The sequence below is a fragment of the Dokdonia pacifica genome, assembly GCF_900188275.1.
Lineage (GTDB): Bacteria > Bacteroidota > Bacteroidia > Flavobacteriales > Flavobacteriaceae > Dokdonia > Dokdonia pacifica.
In genome coordinates, this window is the sequence record NZ_FZNY01000007.1 from 1 (window position 1) to 17,017 (window position 17,017).

Below are 17,017 nucleotides of genomic sequence, written 5' to 3' on the forward strand. Positions count from 1 at the left end.
TTAGAAAAATAAAAGCAAAATATGTAAATTTGGCTTAGTGAGAATTCGAAAGACAGTACTTATTCCTTGCCCTACGTTCCTTACACCAAACGTTGACGGTAGTTTGAACTAAACTTTATGGCGCATAAAAAAGACATCCAAAAATTAATTATTCAGCACAAAAAAAGTACGCTGAAAAACCATTGGAATGATATGTTTTTTTACAATACAACAAAATACAGTGGAGAAGTAAAACCAAATGCACTCCTCATATGGAGATCCGCACATTCTTTAAGAGGAGCATATCCCATCTTTCATCTGACTTTTGATCAACATGGAGAGTTAAACGGTATAAAAACGGAGAAAAATCCCTATGATAAATTTCTAAATAAACTTGCTATTGGTTTTTTTACGCTACTGACTTTGGCATTATTATTTACAACTGAGATGAAAACGGCCATCTTATATATAATAGCAATGTCTGTAGTTGGTATTTTATTGCATCTGTTAGTATCGAAAATGAAAAAGTACGAAACAAAAATTCTAACAGACGAATTGAAAGAAGCCATAGAAAATATAGCGCCAGAAAATAATCCTGAACTTAAAAACAATGCTAAAACAGCATTAAAGAAAGAAAAAACCAAAGAGTGGACTTTTACAAAGGTTGTAACTAGACTACTCCTCTATCCTTTTTGCATATTGATTATATGGGTTTCAATAACTGGTTTTTTATCCGAAGGAAAGATAATACTAGCAATATTTGGAATAACTGCAGCGCTAGCATATCCCATTGCTGATATCCTATTGGCGTTCGGAAAGAATAAAAATTATCATTAGCAACCATAAACGTCATTAAAATCATATTCTTTGTACTTGGAATCTTGAAACAACAACTAGATTTCTCGACTGCGCTCGAAAAGACAAGTTGTATACGCTCTCAAGGAAGATAGTGACGTAGAAGTTGATGTGAGTTACATCGAAGTGCGAAAGCGCACTCATAAAAGATATTAAACTAAGATCCCGCTGAAAAAGCGGGATTAGTTCAGCTATCTATTTTGTATGCGTCTTACTGACTTTACAAAATAGTGTTTCACTAATAAACAATACATTATAAACTTATATCCGTACCTTGATGCTTCTATAGGAACAAAAAACAAGCAACAAAGCATGCTATGCACCCTTTGCAATACAACACTTATCACACAAATAGATACCCATTTTTATGATTGTGAAAGGTGTAAAGCGATTGTAAAAGATGAAAAACAATACCTAACTGCTACTGAAGAAAAGACACATTATGAAAGCCACAATAATGATGTAGAAGATCATAGGTATCAAAACTTTACGATGCCTATTACTCAGTATGTACTTGATACATTTTCACCTAAGCATAAGGGATTAGATTTTGGAAGCGGTACAGGTCCAGTTATTTCCAGTATGCTTAAAAAGCAAGATTATGATATTGTTCCATACGATCCCTACTTTGCTCCTGACCAAAAGGTATTACATTCATCATACGATTATATTGTGAGTTGTGAGGTATTTGAGCATTTTAATAATCCCAAGCTAGAGATTGATAGACTCGTATCCTTATTGAAACCTAATGGAATGTTACTTATTATGACTTTATTATATACGGATACCATTGATTTTAAAACATGGTTTTATCGAAAAGACCCTACACATGTATTTATGTACAGATCTGAGACCATTGCGTATATCGCAGAAGAAAAAAAACTAGATATTCTTGAACTTACCAGTAGGTTTATCGTTTTAAAGAAGACTATTTAGAAAGTACAGTATATGCTTTACCGTCTCGCTCTCGTTTACGGTCGTGCATCTCACAAGTTCGCTTTACCGTTTCACTCTCCCTATGGTCGTGAATCTCACAAGTTCGATTTCGCGAAAGCGTATAAAGTAACATATTCTTAGAAAATTTATAATAGAAAATACTGTTGCTCTTCTTTGGTCATGAGCCTACAACTATCTTTTTTTCCTAATAGCAAATGTCTTCTTTTGGCAATACGATCATAACACCAATTTCCTAATGAGCGTGGAGTAATTTGCCTCAAAAAAGAAAAATATCGCCAAGGACTATCCAGCTCTTTTGCAATATGAAAAAAGGCTGCTGCTTTTTCATATACCTTCCCATCTGAATAAAAATAAATGGTATCCAAATTACTTGGTAAGTTCTTCTTTTCTAATAGCTCCTTCCCTATTCTAGATTGCTGTGATGTAAAATATAAGCTTCGTTTACTATTCTTTTTAAACAGATAATCAACGGTACTATTACAAAAAGAACAATCTCCATCAAAAAGGATTATTTTTTTATACTGAAGCGACATGAGCTATGTTATTTTTAAGTTCGTTTACATATGAAGGTTCTTTGATCATACGTAAGTTAAAATCATTAGACGCAAGTGTGACCATTTCCTTTTGCTCTTGATCAAGGTTATTGAGAAAATAAATCAATTGATAGGTATTATTTTCTTTATCTGTCGCATATAATGCTGTATTAAATACTTTAGGAGTCGTACCTAGTTTCATCCCGCCTTGTAAACCTTTGTAACTCTTTAAATTTCCAAACCAACTCATTACGCTTTGTAACTCCTTAGTGTTCTTATGCAACGCTTGTAATTGGTTTAATACCTGTATATAATTATGTACAGAAGCATGCGGAAGTGCGTCACTCCAGTCACATTGCCTCTTATAGTCAAAGTCATTTAACAAGTTAAAATCTAACCCTTCTACAGTTTTACCTTGTAGTAATTTTTCAAAAGCACTATTGGCCTCTTTTGCTAATGTAATTGGGGTATGTGTCATCCCTTTTTTTATATCTCTCAAGAACATCAATACTGAGGTACTAATGGGCATGATTGGGTCATGGCCATCTATCTTTAATGTATCAAGTTGTTTCTGAACTTTTTCAATATGCAAAAGACTCAACAAATAATCTGTATTTGCATTGCAACTATATTCGAGCATTCCTTGTACAATTTCGCGCAAAGCGATTTGATTATTCTTGACTTTATTGGTTGCTTTTAAAGAAGCATACCAACCTGAAAAACCTGGATCTACCCAGCGTATCCAATAACATTTTAATTCGTGGATATGTACAAGATCATTAGGGTTTACATCACCACTTTTACATTGTTCTAAATATGCTTTTAAAACAATTAATTTATAAATACTAGCTAACGGCATATGACACTGTGCATTTATATCTATAATGGATTGCCCGTTTTTAATAAATATAAGTGCACAATCATCAGGTTGTTTTATAATGTAATTAGAAATAGGATTGTCCATAAGCTATAATACCCAGTAGCTAGAAAGTTGCATGCAGCAATAAATGATGGCTCCATAGGTTGCTAAAAAAGCCCATAAAAAAGAGTTTAATCCCATCACTAAAGCATTCATTAAATGAAATGCCAAGCCCCATCCTAAAAATAATATCATACCAGGATATCCTGTTACTAAAACTAGAGGAAACATCACTTCTACAGCTACTGTAGACCATGTTAAAAAGGTAATAGCTCCCTGTTTCCCTTCTAAATACTGAGCAATAGGTTTACTCCCATATGTCGCGGTATTAAAAATTAAGAATACAGCATTGGGTTTTGTTGTCCATTTTTCTCCTTTTGCTTTAAAAAAACCTGCTGTAAAATAAGAGAGTAATGATTGTAAGGCTATAAACCAAAGTCCTGCTTGTGCTACTATGGTATTTTCAGGATTGATATGGTATAAGAATAGTGTAATCAATACAATGGTAGACATTTGATCTGAACCGTCTTGTCCAAAAGGACTGCGATAATTAATAAGCAAAGATGTCACTACAATAATGAGTAATAAAGGTGCTTGTGAAAACATCCAAATTCCTGGCACAGCTAATAACACAATAACTAGTAATCTAAGGATAATGACTCCCAAAAAATTAGGGTACTTCAATAGAAAATGAGCGACTCTATAAAGGACATTAGATTCTGAGAAAGTATCTCTTGTAGCAATTACTTTCCAACTATATAAACGGTTGTCTTTAAAGTTTTTCCAATTATATAATAGTTCTATTGTAGAGATAGAAACCCCTATCAATACAAAATACTTCATACAGGAATAGACAAATTCGATATTTAAAAATTGTTCCATAACGATTATATTTTATGAAATTCTGATCTGAATAGCATTTTAGGTCCTTTATCTGGGAGGTGTCCATAGGATTCCATGATCATAAATTGAGTAACTCTTCCACTAGTATCTCTAGGTAAAGAAGCTATAAAATTTACTAAAGCGATGTAACACATAGAGGTTTTAAACTCGCTAGCTTTTAGCATAGATGATGACCGTACTAATGTTTGTACTGCATCTGATAGTGCCTTTTTATTTCGTTTTTTAGGATTCCATACGGCTCCTAATAATGTTCTATTACTCGCGATAGGATACTCTATCCATCGTCCGCATTCGTCTTCTTGGTCTTTATCTCTATACAGTAAGTGATAATCTGTCACTCCAGGATTGGGTGCAAAGAAAGACCAGCGTGGAAGTAGGGAGAAAAAATCCATACGTCTAAAGAAATTCTCTAGACGCAGGAAATTAAATTGGCAAATAATACTTGCTAATAGCCAAAACCCCAGGCATCCAACAATAACATATGTAAAGATATCTGATAGGTTCATAGCATTACTTTTTTAGCATTTTATTTGCTCTCATTAAACTACTTCTCAAATCGATAAGCTCATCTATAGAGCATTCTTTATCGACACTTTTAAGAAGGGAGATATGTTCTTTTGTAAAAACATTGTCTACCACAACTCCACCGGCAGCAACTTCGACAGCCACTGCTGTCGCTTCTTCTGCTTCTGGAGTTTCAGGAGTTGCTACTTGTACTACTTTACCAGTAACTTCAATAGCTTCCTTAGTTCCTTCTACGACAACATGAGCTGCTTTAGTAGCAACATGACCTACGTCATGAGCAGTTTTATCAACTGCATGTCCTACATCGTGAACTACTTTACCAATAAAGGACTGTGCTTCGTAAAAGTTGTGCCCTACATCGGTTTCATGTGCAGGAGACTGCTCCATAGCAGCCTGCTCAATAGATGAGAATTCATCAAATCTTTCCATGAGATAATTTGTTTAAAAGGTTAATAAATAAAAAAACACTGATCAGTGTTTTTAAAGGTATATGAATCACCCTTAGAAAATAATGAGAGATTACACGGTATTTTAAAACCCGTGGAAAATACGGGGTATGTGTACGCGCTATCCGTAATGGAGCATCAAAATCAAACTTCTATACATGATTGTAGCATATATAGAAGTTATTTGATTACATCAGGAGACTATTTACGCATAGCATTTGCTTTCATTAAGCTGCTTCTTAAATCGATAAGTTCATCTACAGAACATTCTTTATCAATGCTCTTAAGAAGTGAGATATGTTTGTTTGTAAAAACGGTATCTACAACAACTCCCCCAGCTGCTACTTCTACAGCTGCGGTTGCTGTAACTTCTGGTGTTGTTGCTCCATCTCCTTTAGTTGCCACAATATGTTCTACTCCTGTTCCTGCTATATCAACCCTATCTGTCTCTACAATTTTAGCTACTTTACCTATAAAATCATGAGCATCTGTAAAATTATAGCGTATATCAGTTTCATGTATAGGAGACTGTTCCATAGCGGCTTGTTCAATAGATGAGAATTCATCAAATTTTTCCATAAAATAATTTGTTTAAAAGGTTCATAAATTAAAAACACCGATCAGTGCTCTTAAAGATATTGGTCTCGCTATCAAAAAATAAAGGTAGATTTTACGGTTTTTAAAAACCGTTGAATACACGGTAAAATAACTAAATGATTATTGCTAATGGGTTTCTTTAAAAAATCTTTTGGGTACCTTTAAGTATTCAGAGAACACAATTAGTATATCGTTAATGAGTTATTCAATTAAATCAAGTGAGCTATATGAGCTATTTTAAATCATTTCTCTTCTTTTTCATTTTACTCATATCATTTAATACGAGTAAAGAAGTTCTACCTAGTACTAATAGTGGTATTCTAAGTTATGAAGTGAATCTCAATAAGCAGCAGCTAGATTTTTATTGGAAAGATGATCAAGACAAAAATTATGGGAGTATTCAGAATTTAAAAACAGTTGTTGAAAAAGAAGGAAAAGAACTTGTTTTTGCAATGAATGGAGGTATGTATCTTAAAGACCGATCTCCTCAAGGGCTATTCATCCAGAAAGGAGTCATGAAAGCCCCTATTGACACCTTACAAGGCGGGAAAACAAATTTTTATTTACACCCCAATGGTATTTTTTATATAACCGATAAGCATAAAGCTTCTATTACAACTACTGCAAATTTTACACAGACTCCAGATATCAAATATGCTACGCAATCTGGCCCTATGCTTCTTATAAATGATAAGATACATCCTAAATTTACAGAAGGATCTTCTAACCTACATATCAGAAACGGTGTCGGTGTATTACCTAATGGCAATTTGCTTTTTGCCATGTCTAAAGAGAAAATCAATTTTTATGACTTTGCTTGCTTTTTTAAAGACAAAGGCTGTAAAAATGCATTATATCTAGACGGTTTTGTATCTCGCACCTATCTCCCTTCTCGCTATTGGGAGCAAGTGGATGGGAATTTTGGGGTGATTATTGCAGAAACTAGAAATAAGAAATAATACTTTAAGGCTAGCATTTCGCGAAAGCGGTATCTTTATAAAGCTTCTAATCTGTAGTCTTTTTAGTATTTAAGAACATCCTACTTTGTTTATTAAGCAATTCAAGAAATTCTAATTCATGACCGTAGTTTAACATATCAAAGTCAAAGGTTTTATCCTCTTCAACGTATCTAATAAACTCCTCTACACGGTGTTCTGGAATACTAAAGTTCTTTACTAAAAAATTAGAGCCCAAATAATATTTAATTGATTTTGCAGGTACTTCTGGAATACCAACAGCCTTTTTATCTTTTACCTCAGATCTAAAAAGTGGAATCAATAATTGATCTACTACATTAATAACATTTAGACTATGTACCATCGCCTGCGCCTCAGATCGGATAGCCATATTTTTGATCTCCTCACTATTATCTTCTGTATAATCATATACATCGTAATTATTGATCCCAAAATAAACAGCATCCAGTTTGGGACTAAATAATTTTACATTGCTAATGTCTGTTTGAAGATCTCCTGTAAGCGTTCTATTGCTGACCAAAACCTCATCTAATTGATTTACTTCTTCAATTAAAAAAATATTGACTCTTTTTGAGGCGAGAATATCCTTATTAATCCTAACATCAAAATTTTGGTATTCTATGGCTCTCACTTCTAAGACATCATATAAGGCTACAGCTATGGTAAACTCTCCTTTTTCATTGGTGATTGTACCTTTATTTGATGATGTATTATAAATGGTGATATTCTCTATATCATTTCCTTCTACAATAATTTTTCCGCTAATATTTTCGCGTTTAATGCCTTGAGAAATAGCTATAAAGCCAACAAAAAACACGAATAATTGTACTACTTTTTTCATAGAATTAATTTTACTATTAAGATACTTCATTTACGATGTAATATCAATAAAAATGGCAATATTTTTTTGTTAAAAGAGCGTTTAGGAATGATCGCTACAAATAAGACAGCGACACACCATAAATGCATTTGTATTTTTTATCTTTACACTCATGAATGACATAGTTATCTACTTTCTTATTGCCATTACTTGTATTATTATTGGTGTAGTATTAGGCATGTTTATCGCTAATCTTAAAAAGAAAGGGGAGTTTAGTGGTTTACAGGAACGTTTAAAATTAGAAAGTGAGCAGTTGGGTCAGGCTAAGGACGCTTTCGCGAAAGCGGAATCTCAAATACAACAACTCCGAAAAGAAGCTACAGAACAATTAGAAGGAGTCAGAAAGCAAGCCAATGAAGAAGCGACAATCCTAAGAAAGGAAAAAGACTTTTTCCAAAACGAACTCACAGCTCGTAATGTAGAATTCCAAAACTTGGAAAAACGCATTGAAGAAAAAACAGAAGAACTAGCAACACTACAAGAAAAATTCACCAAAGATTTTGAACTTGTTGCCAATAAAATCCTAGAAGAAAAGTCAAGTAAATTTACATTGCAAAACCAAGAAAACTTAGATAAAATCCTGAAACCATTTCAGGAAAAAATTCAAAGTTTTGAAAAGAAAGTTGAAGCTACTCAAAAAGATACGATTGAGCGTAACTCTGCATTACGAGAGCAAATCAAAAACCTTACGGCACTTAATGAACAGATGTCTAAAGAGGCTAATAACCTGACTAAGGCTTTAAAAGGAGATAGTAAAACACAAGGTAACTGGGGAGAATTGGTACTAGAACGTGTGTTAGAAAAATCGGGACTTGAAAAAGACAGAGAGTATTTTGTACAACAAAGCTTCACAACAGAAGATGGCAGTCGTGTACTTCCGGATATTGTGATTCATTTACCTGATAACAAACGCATGATTATTGATAGTAAAGTGTCTTTAAGTGCTTACGAGCGTTATGTAAATCAGGAAGATGATCTTTTAAAAGAACAAGCGCTTAAAGAGCATATTCTTTCGCTAAGACGCCATATTGCACAATTAAGTGACAAGAACTACCAAGACCTTTATCAAGTAGAAAGTCCTGACTTTGTATTATTGTTTATCCCTATAGAACCTGCATTTGCGATTGCTATCAATGCAGAAAATCAATTATACAATCAAGCATTTGAAAAAAACATTGTGATTGTAACGCCTTCTACGCTATTGGCAACACTTCGTACTATAGATACGATGTGGAATAATGAGAAGCAACAACAAAATGCCCTAGAAATTGCTATTCAAGCGGGACGTCTTTATGATCAGTTTGTATTGCTTACCGATGATCTTATCAAAGTAGGAAATCAATTACGTACTGTACAAGGGAGTTATGATACTACCATGAAAAAGCTTACAGGTAAAGGAAATCTAATTAAAAAAGTAGAAAGCCTTAAAAAACTAGGAATCAAACAGAAGAAACACCTCAATGACAAGCTTATTGAGCGTGCGTCTGAAGAACAAAAGTAGATGCCATAAATATTATGAAAAAAGTACTCATCATCTTTTTACTAGCAATTGCATTATTGGCTACTGCCTACTATAGCTTCTTATATTATGTACCCTATAGTGAAGGGACTAGATCTGGTGAGTTAATCAAGTTTAGCTACAAAGGAGCCGTTGTAAAAACTTGGGAAGGAGAAATAAGTCAAGGCATTAGTGGGGCTCAAATTTTTAGCTTTTCTGTAATGGACAAAGAGAAAGAGGTCATCCAGCAATTAAAAGACTATCAAGGCAAGTATGTGAAGGTTACCTACATAGAACGCTTTGGCACTTTTTTCTTTTGGGGAGACACAAAATACTTCATTACCAATATTTCCCTAGAGCAATCTCCACATTTTAATAAAAATTAAATAAGCAATTGTATATCCTATACCTATGCTTAACTATTTAAATTTCGCTTTCGCGAAATAATATTCTTACCATATCCCATCAAATAAAGTAACGATACTACACATAATAATATCTCATCAAAACATATAGAACTTAGGCAAAGCACTACGGTCTTATTATAGCATTCATCATACAAAAATTATATTTTTTGTACCTTGTTATGTATTTCTTCATATAGAAATGTAAGATTAAACGTATAGTTCGACCTACTATTCAAAATATACTCAAATACTGTGAAGAGTATCTATTTATAGGCTTTATGGAAAGAAATCTATGATGATTTATTTTTCAGTTTTAAAGTCATTTTTTCCTTTTAAACTCATTTAATTTTATTTTATGGGTGTCATAAAGGTTCTTTGTTATGAATTTAAAAATTAAGGTTCAACCATCATAAACAAGCAGATACAAATTATGAATCAAATCGCATACAAGACTACAAGTAACTTCAAAATAACAGGACTTATTCTTACTATAGGAATGCTCGCATTTTCAAGCTGCGAAAGAAGTTCTTTATCAGAACTAGTTGGAGAAGATGACGAAATTATAGATGTAGTTACTTATGAAAATACGGCTAGAGCTATTTTAGATAATGCCTGTGTAGAGTGTCATAATGTAAATGAACAAACTGCAGGAGTACGACTGGATGCATTTGAATTTGCATTTATAGAAGCAGATAATGGCAGAATGATAACTCGTATGACAAGTACAACAAACCCAATGCCACCTAGCGGAAATCTACCAGATAACCTTATAGAAGATATCATGGATTGGATAGACGATGGTATTCTAGAAAATGAAAATTAATAACAATCGCATTTAAAACAATCAATCATGAAAAAATTAATGATACTCCTTTTATTCTTTGGATTTATAGCCCAAAGTTTTGGACAAAAATATTATACAAAAACTGGAAAACTAGATTTTGAAGGATCTGTAGAAGCATTTGAACCCGTAAAAGCTAGTAATGAAACTACAACAGCTATTCTAGACGTAAGTTCTGGAAAAATTGCTGTATTAGGACTCGTAAAAGGGTTTCGTTTTAGGAATGCACTTATGGAAGAGCATTTCAATGAAAACTATATGGAGAGCGATACCTATCCAAAAGCAACCTTTAACGGTGTTGTGAATGGTTTTTCTATTACAGAAATAGGTTCCAAAAAAGAATATACCGTAGAAGGAGATCTTACTATTCACGGTAAAACAAAAAAAGTAAGTACTACCATCATAATTGTCAAGAATGGAGATACTATAGAAGTAAGCACAAATTTTTCTGTAGCACCTGGTGATTTTGATATTGAAATCCCAAGTGTTGTAAGAGAGAAAATCTCAGGCACTATTAAAATTGCAGCTAATTTTAGTTTAGTGAAACGCTAATGAAACTGGGAACTCATGAAAAATAAAAAAATAATACTAGTAGTTCTTGTCGTAATTGCACTCTCAGCTATTATAGGGTATAATTATATATATCAAGACCATAGAGATATTGAATCTGAAAAACCAGCTTTCACAGTAAAAGCTACTGATTTTATTAAAGATTTTCAGAATAGTGAAGAAGAAGCAACTGCAAAATACCTTAATAAAACTATTGAAATAGAAGGTATCTTAAGTAGTATTGATGGAAATAGCATTGTGGTTGAAAATGTGATTTTTTTCGCTTTAAGCGAAAACGAAACACCACCTACGCCTTCTCAACTAAATACAACTATACATATAAAAGCTAGATGTATTGGATATGATAACTTACTTGAAGAAGTAAAGTTAGACCAAGCAACCTTGCTCAAATAAAATACAAACCAACACATAAACACACCAAACACCCATGAAGAAATTAGTTTTCTTACTATTACTCTTGCCTATAGTGGCCATTGCTCAAGATGATGACTTACTTAATGAATTAGAACAAGAAGTACCAGATGAACAACAACCTGTTACTTCTGTTTTTAAAGGAATCAAGATTGTAAATTTTGAGTCTACGAAGCTTGTAGGAGAAAAACAGTTACAGTTTATCATCTCACACCGCTTTGGAGATTTAAGTGATGGAATAGATAATTTTATTGGCCTTGATGACGCAACTGCACGTATACAATTTGTGTACGGAGTCACAGATTGGTTAAATGTAGGAATATCACGTTCTGGTTTTAACAAAACCTATGATGCCGCAGTTAAATATAGATTCTTACGTCAAACAGAAGGGAAATCTCCTGTAACACTTGTAGGGTATCATTTATTTAATATCAATACAGAATTAGATAGTGATCTACTTCCAGAACTTACGTTTAGCGATCGTTTAGGATATGCACATCAATTACTAGTTTCTAGAAAGTTTAATGATTGGTTGTCACTACAATTAATCCCTACGTACTTTCATGACAATACCGTCAGAGAAGACGGGCAAGATAATTCACAATTTGCCCTAGGCATAGGAGGACGTTTTAAATTTACTAAAAGACTAGCATTTATCGGAGATTATGGAATACACTTAAATAGGGTAAGTGGTTCTGATTTTAATAACTCTTTAGCACTTGGAATAGAAATAGAAACTGGCGGACACGTTTTTCAATTACACGTATCGAATGCTAGAGCTATTTTTGCAAATGGTTTCTTAGGACAAGCTAGAGGTGACTTTGGAGATGGAAATGTTTTCTTAGGCTTCAATATCTCTCGTGCTTTTAGTTTAGGAAGTAAAAAATAAAGTAAGACTATTTAATTTATAAATAGTATAATAATACACTTACAACTCGTAAGGAAAAACAAGGCATTTCGTCTATAAAATATGTATTACTTTATTCAATAGTTATTGTACGGTAAAGAAATAAACAGTAAATTTCTGTTTTAACATAGTACCATAATACTCTTTCCATTATAGAGGAAAATCCTCATTAAGAAAATAAGCGTATATACTATTAAGCACCTAAATCAAGTTCTTATATAAAGAAGTTATAAATCATATACTGTTGACGTCCCTCAAACCCATATTATATTTTTCATTATTTAAATACCCTCTTACCAAAGAGGAGATTATCGCTTTTTCTGATATTAAAAATGTGAGTTTGGTAGATCAAGAGCTAGAAACGCTTGTGAAAAATGGTGTTATTTATAAAATAGATCAGTTTTATTTATGTGAAAATGATCGTGCACAAATAGATCGAAGATTAGACGGAAATGAAGGAGCTCGCAATATTGCTAAAAAAGCAGATCGCATGTCTAGGCTCATTTCTAAATTTCCATTTGTAGAAGGCGTGGGTATCTCAGGGGCATTATCCAAAGGTTTTTTTGATAAAGATGGCGATATAGATTTTTTTATTATTACCAGCAAACAACGACTCTGGATAGCCAGAACATTACTTATTTTATATAAGAAAATTTTCTTGCTTAATTCTAAGAAGTATTTTTGTGTGAATTATTTTATCAGTGAAAATTCTTTAGAAATAGAGGAGAAAAATCTGTTTACCGCCACAGAACTTGTTACCTTGGTTCCTATGTATGGTAATGGTAGTTTTAAAAGGTTTTATGACACAAACACCTGGGCGTATACTACATTTCCAAACAGAGATTTTGGAGAAGGATTAGATGAATTAAAACCTATAAAAAAACCAAGTATCGTAAAGCTCACAGAAAAAGTATTACGTTCTAAAATAGGAGAGCAATTAGATACATTTTTTCTAAAACTCACCTATAAAAAATGGAAGTTAAAATTTAGTGAGATGAACCCTGACCAGTTTAACGTAGCCATGAAGTCTACTAAAAGTGTTTCAAAACATCATCCGCAAGGTTTTCAAAATAGAGTCATCACAAGGCTTAACGAAAAGTATAGGGCTTATGAAAGTAAATACAACATTACGCTAAACAAAGAACATGCTTGATATTCTATTTTCTCATTCCTACTACTATCCTCTTGACAAAAAACAATGGGAAAATAAAACCCCATACCCGCCACTTGGCACTTTATATGCCGCATCATTAATGCGACAAGAAGGCTATACCGTAAACTTATTTGACACTAATTTACGCAGTGACCCTTATGCTATAGAAACAGAAATAAAAGAACAAAAGCCTTCCTTCTTAGTCATGTATGACGATGGATTTAACTATCTCACTAAAATGTGTCTTACTACCATGCGAGAAGCCGCTTTTGAAATGATAGGCCTAGGAAAAAAATACAACTGTCAAGTGATTGTTTGTAGTAGCGACAGTACAGATCATTATAATCAATACCTTGATGCTGGTGCTGATTATATCATACAGGGCGAAGGAGAAATCACGCTCAAAGAACTTATTGCAGCATTACAAAACAATTCATCTATAAGTCTTATTAATGGTATTGTATATAGGAAAGATAACGAAACAAAAAAGCATTCTAAACGTGTTGTATTACGTAACCTAGACGAACTACCTCAACCTGCTTGGGATTTGGCAGATATAGATGCATATAAAGCTGTATGGGCACAAAGTGGAAAACATTTTACACTTAATATTGCAACCACAAGAGGATGTCCTTTTAAATGTAATTGGTGTGCAAAACCCATTTACGGAAATCGATACAACTCACACTCTCCAGAATACATTACAAAACATATTGCCTTTTTAAAAGAAAATTATGGCGTTACTAATTTTTGGATGTGCGATGATATTTTCGGATTAAAACCTAATTGGGTACAAAACTTTAATATTGAATTAAAGAAAAGAGACCTAAAGATCACCTATTACATTCAAAGTAGAGTTGATTTACTCTTAAAAGAAGATACGATAGATGCTCTTGCAGAAAGCGGACTTAAAGAAGTTTGGGTAGGTGCAGAGAGTGGCTCTCAAAAGATTCTGGATGCTATGGACAAAGAAACCAAAGTAGAACAGATTTATGAAGCCACACAACTTCTTAAAAAGAAAAAAGTCAAAGTAGCTTTCTTTATTCAGTTTGGATATTTAGGAGAAACCAAAGAAGATATTGCAAAAACGGTTGCGATGATTAAAGAGTTACTTCCTGATAATCTAGGGATTTCTGTTTCATATCCGCTTCCTGGAACACCTTTCTACGAAAAAGTAAAAGATGACCTTCAACTTAAAGCAAATTGGACAGATAGTGATGACCTAGCAATGATGTTTCAAGGAACATTTAACTCTAAATACTATAAAAAATTACATAGATACGTACATAAAGAATATAGAAAAAGCCAAGGGATAGCAAATTTTAAAGCGTTCTTTAAAAACCCATTAACTATTTCTAAAACCACCATACGATCTATGGCACTTTTCTTTTATTATATGCCTAGTGCTCTGATAGACAAAGCCATATTAAAGAATATGCAACACACTAATAGTTAATTTAATTCCTACAAGCTTATTTTCATAAGCAGAATACCACATTGATGAGTAATGACTTTGATATACACGCTCAAAATTACGATACTGTTTTCACACATTCCAGTATAGGTAAAGCGCAGCGTAATCAAGTATATAAATATCTAGATCGTCATGTAACTACCACAAAATCATTGCAAATTCTAGAATTAAATTGTGGTACTGGAGAAGATGCTCATCATTTTCATCATCAAGGACATCATATCATTGCTACAGATATTTCTGAACAAATGATTGCAGTAGCTCAAAAAAAATATCCGGATATTACATTTCAAACACTTGATATTACAGAGATGACTCCTACCACTTTTGATCATAAATTTGATGTGATTTTTTCAAATTTTGGAGGACTTAACTGTTTATCTGATGTACAATTACAAGATTTTTTAAAAACATCAGAAACATTACTTACAGAGCAAGGAAAGCTAATATTAGTGATTATGCCCAAACATACGCTATGGGAACGTTTTTATTTTTTGCTAAAATTTCAATTCAAAAATGCCTTTCGGCGAAATACAAAAAAGCCACTATATGCTAATGTAGAAGGTGTTCAGGTTCCTACTTGGTATTATAATCCTAAGGAGGTAACCGCTTTCGCGAAAGCGTATACCAAACCAAAAACGACAAAACCCATAGGAATTGCGATTCCTCCCTCCTATTTAGAGCCTTATTTTAAAAATAAGCCTCGTTTTATGAAGCTTTTGATTACATTAGAGTCATGGTTTCAAAACCCATTCTGGGCAAAATATGCAGACCATTTTTTAATAAGCTTTGAAAAGAAATGAGCGTTTTATTAACTCACGCATACTACCTCTCTAACGATCCTAAGGAGCACAAAATCATGAAGCCTTATCCTCCTTTAGGACAGCTATATATTTCTGGATACCTCAATGAACAACATATAGAAAACTATCTTTTTGATACTACGTTTTATGCTAAGGAAGATCAATTAGCATTTATAAAAGAAAAGCAACCAGATATTGTAGCGATTTACTCCAACTTAATGACGAAGGTAGAAGTCATTAAGCTAATGAAAATTTTAAAAACAGATGCACAATATGGGTTTCCGATTATTGTACTTGGAGGACCCGACATCAGTTACAATCTTGAGAATTATTTAAAAGCAGGCGCACAGTATCTTATTATAGGAGAAGGTGAAGAAACCATGGCAGAACTACACAATGCCATCATAAACCAAACAGACGTATCTGAAGTGGCGGGTCTTGCTTATCTAGAAGACGGTATGGTCACTAAAACAAAACCACGCGTCAAGATGAAAGACCTTTCGGTCTTACCACTTCCTAATAGAGAAGCAATCCCCATGGAGAAATATCTCAAAACATGGAAGGATAATCACGGGATGAGTTCTATGACCGTAAGTACGCAACGCGGGTGTCCATATACTTGTAAATGGTGTAGTACAGCAGTATATGGCCAAAGTTATAGACGGAGACCTGCAAGTTTAGTTGCCGCCGAATTAAAAATGCTAAAAGACACCTACACACCTGATTCTATATGGTTTGTAGATGATGTATTTACCGTAAGTCATAAATGGCTCACAGCTTTTCACGAAGAAGTCATTAAGCAGGATGCAGTGATTCCGTTTGAATGTATTACCAGAGCAGAAAGATTGAATGATGATATTTTACAACTTTTAAAAGAAGCAGGATGTTATCGTATTTGGATAGGAGCAGAAAGTGGTTCTCAAAAAATTATTGATGCGATGGATAGACGGGTTGATGTAAATGTTGTGAAGGAAGCTATTCAAAAAACCAATGCCATGGATATGGAAACAGGTACTTTTATCATGCTTGGATATCCCGGAGAAGACCTTGAAGATATTAATACCACCGTACAATATCTAAAAGATGCAAACCCCACGCATTTTACGATTACCATTGCTTATCCTATTAAAGGAACTTCTTTATACACCGAAATAGAAAACGATATTATTACAAAACCTGATTGGGAAACCTCAACCGATAGAGAAATTGATTTTAAACGTACGTATCCTCGTAAGTTTTATGATTATGCCGTAAAAAGAGTGGTAAATGAAGTAAACTACCATAGAGAAATTACGAAATCTAAAAACCGAGATCTTAAAAAAGCTGTCAAGTATAAGATCAAATCTATCCTCGCAAATGGTTTAATGACAGTGACTAAATAA

General features: G+C 33.4%; 20 protein-coding genes. 13 read left to right on the forward strand and 7 right to left on the reverse strand.

Features of this window, described 5'->3' with window-relative positions; genetic code table 11:
* Window positions 1–117: 117 nt before the first annotated feature.
* Together CHB80_RS18535 and CHB80_RS18540 are read left to right on the forward strand one after the other, a co-directional pair.
* Window positions 118–816, forward strand: coding sequence for a hypothetical protein (locus CHB80_RS18535; protein WP_089373008.1), 699 nt, complete (start codon window positions 118–120; stop codon window positions 814–816).
* A 330-nt stretch (window positions 817–1,146) separates the two neighbouring features.
* Window positions 1,147–1,770 (forward strand): class I SAM-dependent methyltransferase, encoded by a 624-nt coding sequence (locus CHB80_RS18540; protein WP_089373009.1) that lies wholly within the window; start codon window positions 1,147–1,149, stop codon window positions 1,768–1,770.
* Window positions 1,771–1,916: 146 nt separating this feature from the next.
* Here CHB80_RS18540 and CHB80_RS18545 read toward each other — a convergent pair whose 3' ends face one another.
* From CHB80_RS18545 to CHB80_RS18570, 6 genes are all read right to left on the reverse strand, one after another.
* Window positions 1,917–2,324, reverse strand: coding sequence for a thiol-disulfide oxidoreductase DCC family protein (locus tag CHB80_RS18545; protein WP_089373010.1), 408 nt, complete (start codon window positions 2,322–2,324; stop codon window positions 1,917–1,919).
* Entirely contained in the window at window positions 2,308–3,288 is a 981-nt protein-coding gene (locus tag CHB80_RS18550; protein ID WP_089373011.1) for a serine hydrolase, read from the reverse strand. Before CHB80_RS18550 ends, CHB80_RS18545 begins: the two co-directional genes overlap by 17 nt.
* Before the next feature lie 3 nt (window positions 3,289–3,291).
* Complete coding sequence (locus CHB80_RS18555; RefSeq protein WP_089373012.1) at window positions 3,292–4,125, reverse strand: hypothetical protein; 834 nt, start codon at window positions 4,123–4,125, stop codon at window positions 3,292–3,294.
* 5 nt (window positions 4,126–4,130) lie between these two features.
* The gene (locus tag CHB80_RS18560) at window positions 4,131–4,652 is read right to left on the reverse strand and encodes a hypothetical protein (RefSeq protein ID WP_089373013.1); all 522 of its coding nucleotides are present in this window, start codon (window positions 4,650–4,652) and stop codon (window positions 4,131–4,133) included.
* A gap of 4 nt (window positions 4,653–4,656) precedes the next feature.
* Entirely contained in the window at window positions 4,657–5,100 is a 444-nt protein-coding gene (locus CHB80_RS18565) for a hypothetical protein (RefSeq protein WP_089373014.1), read from the reverse strand.
* A gap of 218 nt (window positions 5,101–5,318) precedes the next feature.
* Entirely contained in the window at window positions 5,319–5,696 is a 378-nt protein-coding gene (locus CHB80_RS18570) for a hypothetical protein (protein ID WP_089373015.1), read from the reverse strand.
* Window positions 5,697–5,941: 245 nt separating this feature from the next.
* Between CHB80_RS18570 and CHB80_RS18575 the strand changes: the two genes are divergently transcribed.
* On the forward strand, window positions 5,942–6,673 hold the full coding sequence (locus CHB80_RS18575) for a phosphodiester glycosidase family protein (RefSeq protein ID WP_089373016.1): 732 nt from the start codon (window positions 5,942–5,944) through the stop codon (window positions 6,671–6,673).
* A 46-nt stretch (window positions 6,674–6,719) separates the two neighbouring features.
* Here the strand turns inward: CHB80_RS18575 and CHB80_RS18580 are convergent, their stop codons facing one another.
* Entirely contained in the window at window positions 6,720–7,532 is an 813-nt protein-coding gene (locus CHB80_RS18580; RefSeq protein WP_089373293.1) for a carboxypeptidase-like regulatory domain-containing protein, read from the reverse strand.
* A 151-nt stretch (window positions 7,533–7,683) separates the two neighbouring features.
* Here CHB80_RS18580 and rmuC point away from each other — a divergent pair, with 151 nt between their 5' ends.
* From rmuC to CHB80_RS18630, 10 genes are all read left to right on the forward strand, one after another.
* Window positions 7,684–9,072, forward strand: coding sequence for a DNA recombination protein RmuC (gene rmuC / locus CHB80_RS18585; RefSeq protein ID WP_089373017.1), 1,389 nt, complete (start codon window positions 7,684–7,686; stop codon window positions 9,070–9,072).
* Window positions 9,073–9,086: 14 nt separating this feature from the next.
* Window positions 9,087–9,455, forward strand: a complete 369-nt coding sequence (locus CHB80_RS18590; protein WP_089373018.1) for a 6-phosphogluconate dehydrogenase — start codon at window positions 9,087–9,089, stop codon at window positions 9,453–9,455.
* Window positions 9,456–9,906: 451 nt separating this feature from the next.
* Window positions 9,907–10,299, forward strand: coding sequence for a c-type cytochrome domain-containing protein (locus CHB80_RS18595; RefSeq protein ID WP_089373019.1), 393 nt, complete (start codon window positions 9,907–9,909; stop codon window positions 10,297–10,299).
* Between the two features lie 27 nt (window positions 10,300–10,326).
* Window positions 10,327–10,869, forward strand: coding sequence for a YceI family protein (locus CHB80_RS18600; RefSeq protein WP_089373020.1), 543 nt, complete (start codon window positions 10,327–10,329; stop codon window positions 10,867–10,869).
* Between the two features lie 15 nt (window positions 10,870–10,884).
* Window positions 10,885–11,280, forward strand: coding sequence for an OB-fold protein (locus CHB80_RS18605; protein WP_089373021.1), 396 nt, complete (start codon window positions 10,885–10,887; stop codon window positions 11,278–11,280).
* Between the two features lie 34 nt (window positions 11,281–11,314).
* Window positions 11,315–12,187, forward strand: coding sequence for a DUF5777 family beta-barrel protein (locus CHB80_RS18610; RefSeq protein ID WP_089373022.1), 873 nt, complete (start codon window positions 11,315–11,317; stop codon window positions 12,185–12,187).
* Window positions 12,188–12,449: 262 nt separating this feature from the next.
* Window positions 12,450–13,358 carry a nucleotidyltransferase gene (locus tag CHB80_RS18615; RefSeq protein ID WP_089373023.1) on the forward strand — a complete coding sequence of 303 codons (909 nt, stop codon included), beginning with the start codon at window positions 12,450–12,452 and terminating at the stop codon, window positions 13,356–13,358.
* The gene (locus tag CHB80_RS18620; protein WP_089373024.1) at window positions 13,351–14,814 is read left to right on the forward strand and encodes a B12-binding domain-containing radical SAM protein; all 1,464 of its coding nucleotides are present in this window, start codon (window positions 13,351–13,353) and stop codon (window positions 14,812–14,814) included. Before CHB80_RS18615 ends, CHB80_RS18620 begins: the two co-directional genes overlap by 8 nt.
* 44 nt (window positions 14,815–14,858) lie before the next feature.
* Window positions 14,859–15,635 (forward strand): class I SAM-dependent DNA methyltransferase, encoded by a 777-nt coding sequence (locus CHB80_RS18625; RefSeq protein ID WP_089373025.1) that lies wholly within the window; start codon window positions 14,859–14,861, stop codon window positions 15,633–15,635.
* On the forward strand, window positions 15,632–17,017 hold the full coding sequence (locus tag CHB80_RS18630; RefSeq protein ID WP_089373026.1) for a B12-binding domain-containing radical SAM protein: 1,386 nt from the start codon (window positions 15,632–15,634) through the stop codon (window positions 17,015–17,017). The genes CHB80_RS18625 and CHB80_RS18630 overlap by 4 nt, the downstream gene beginning before the upstream one ends.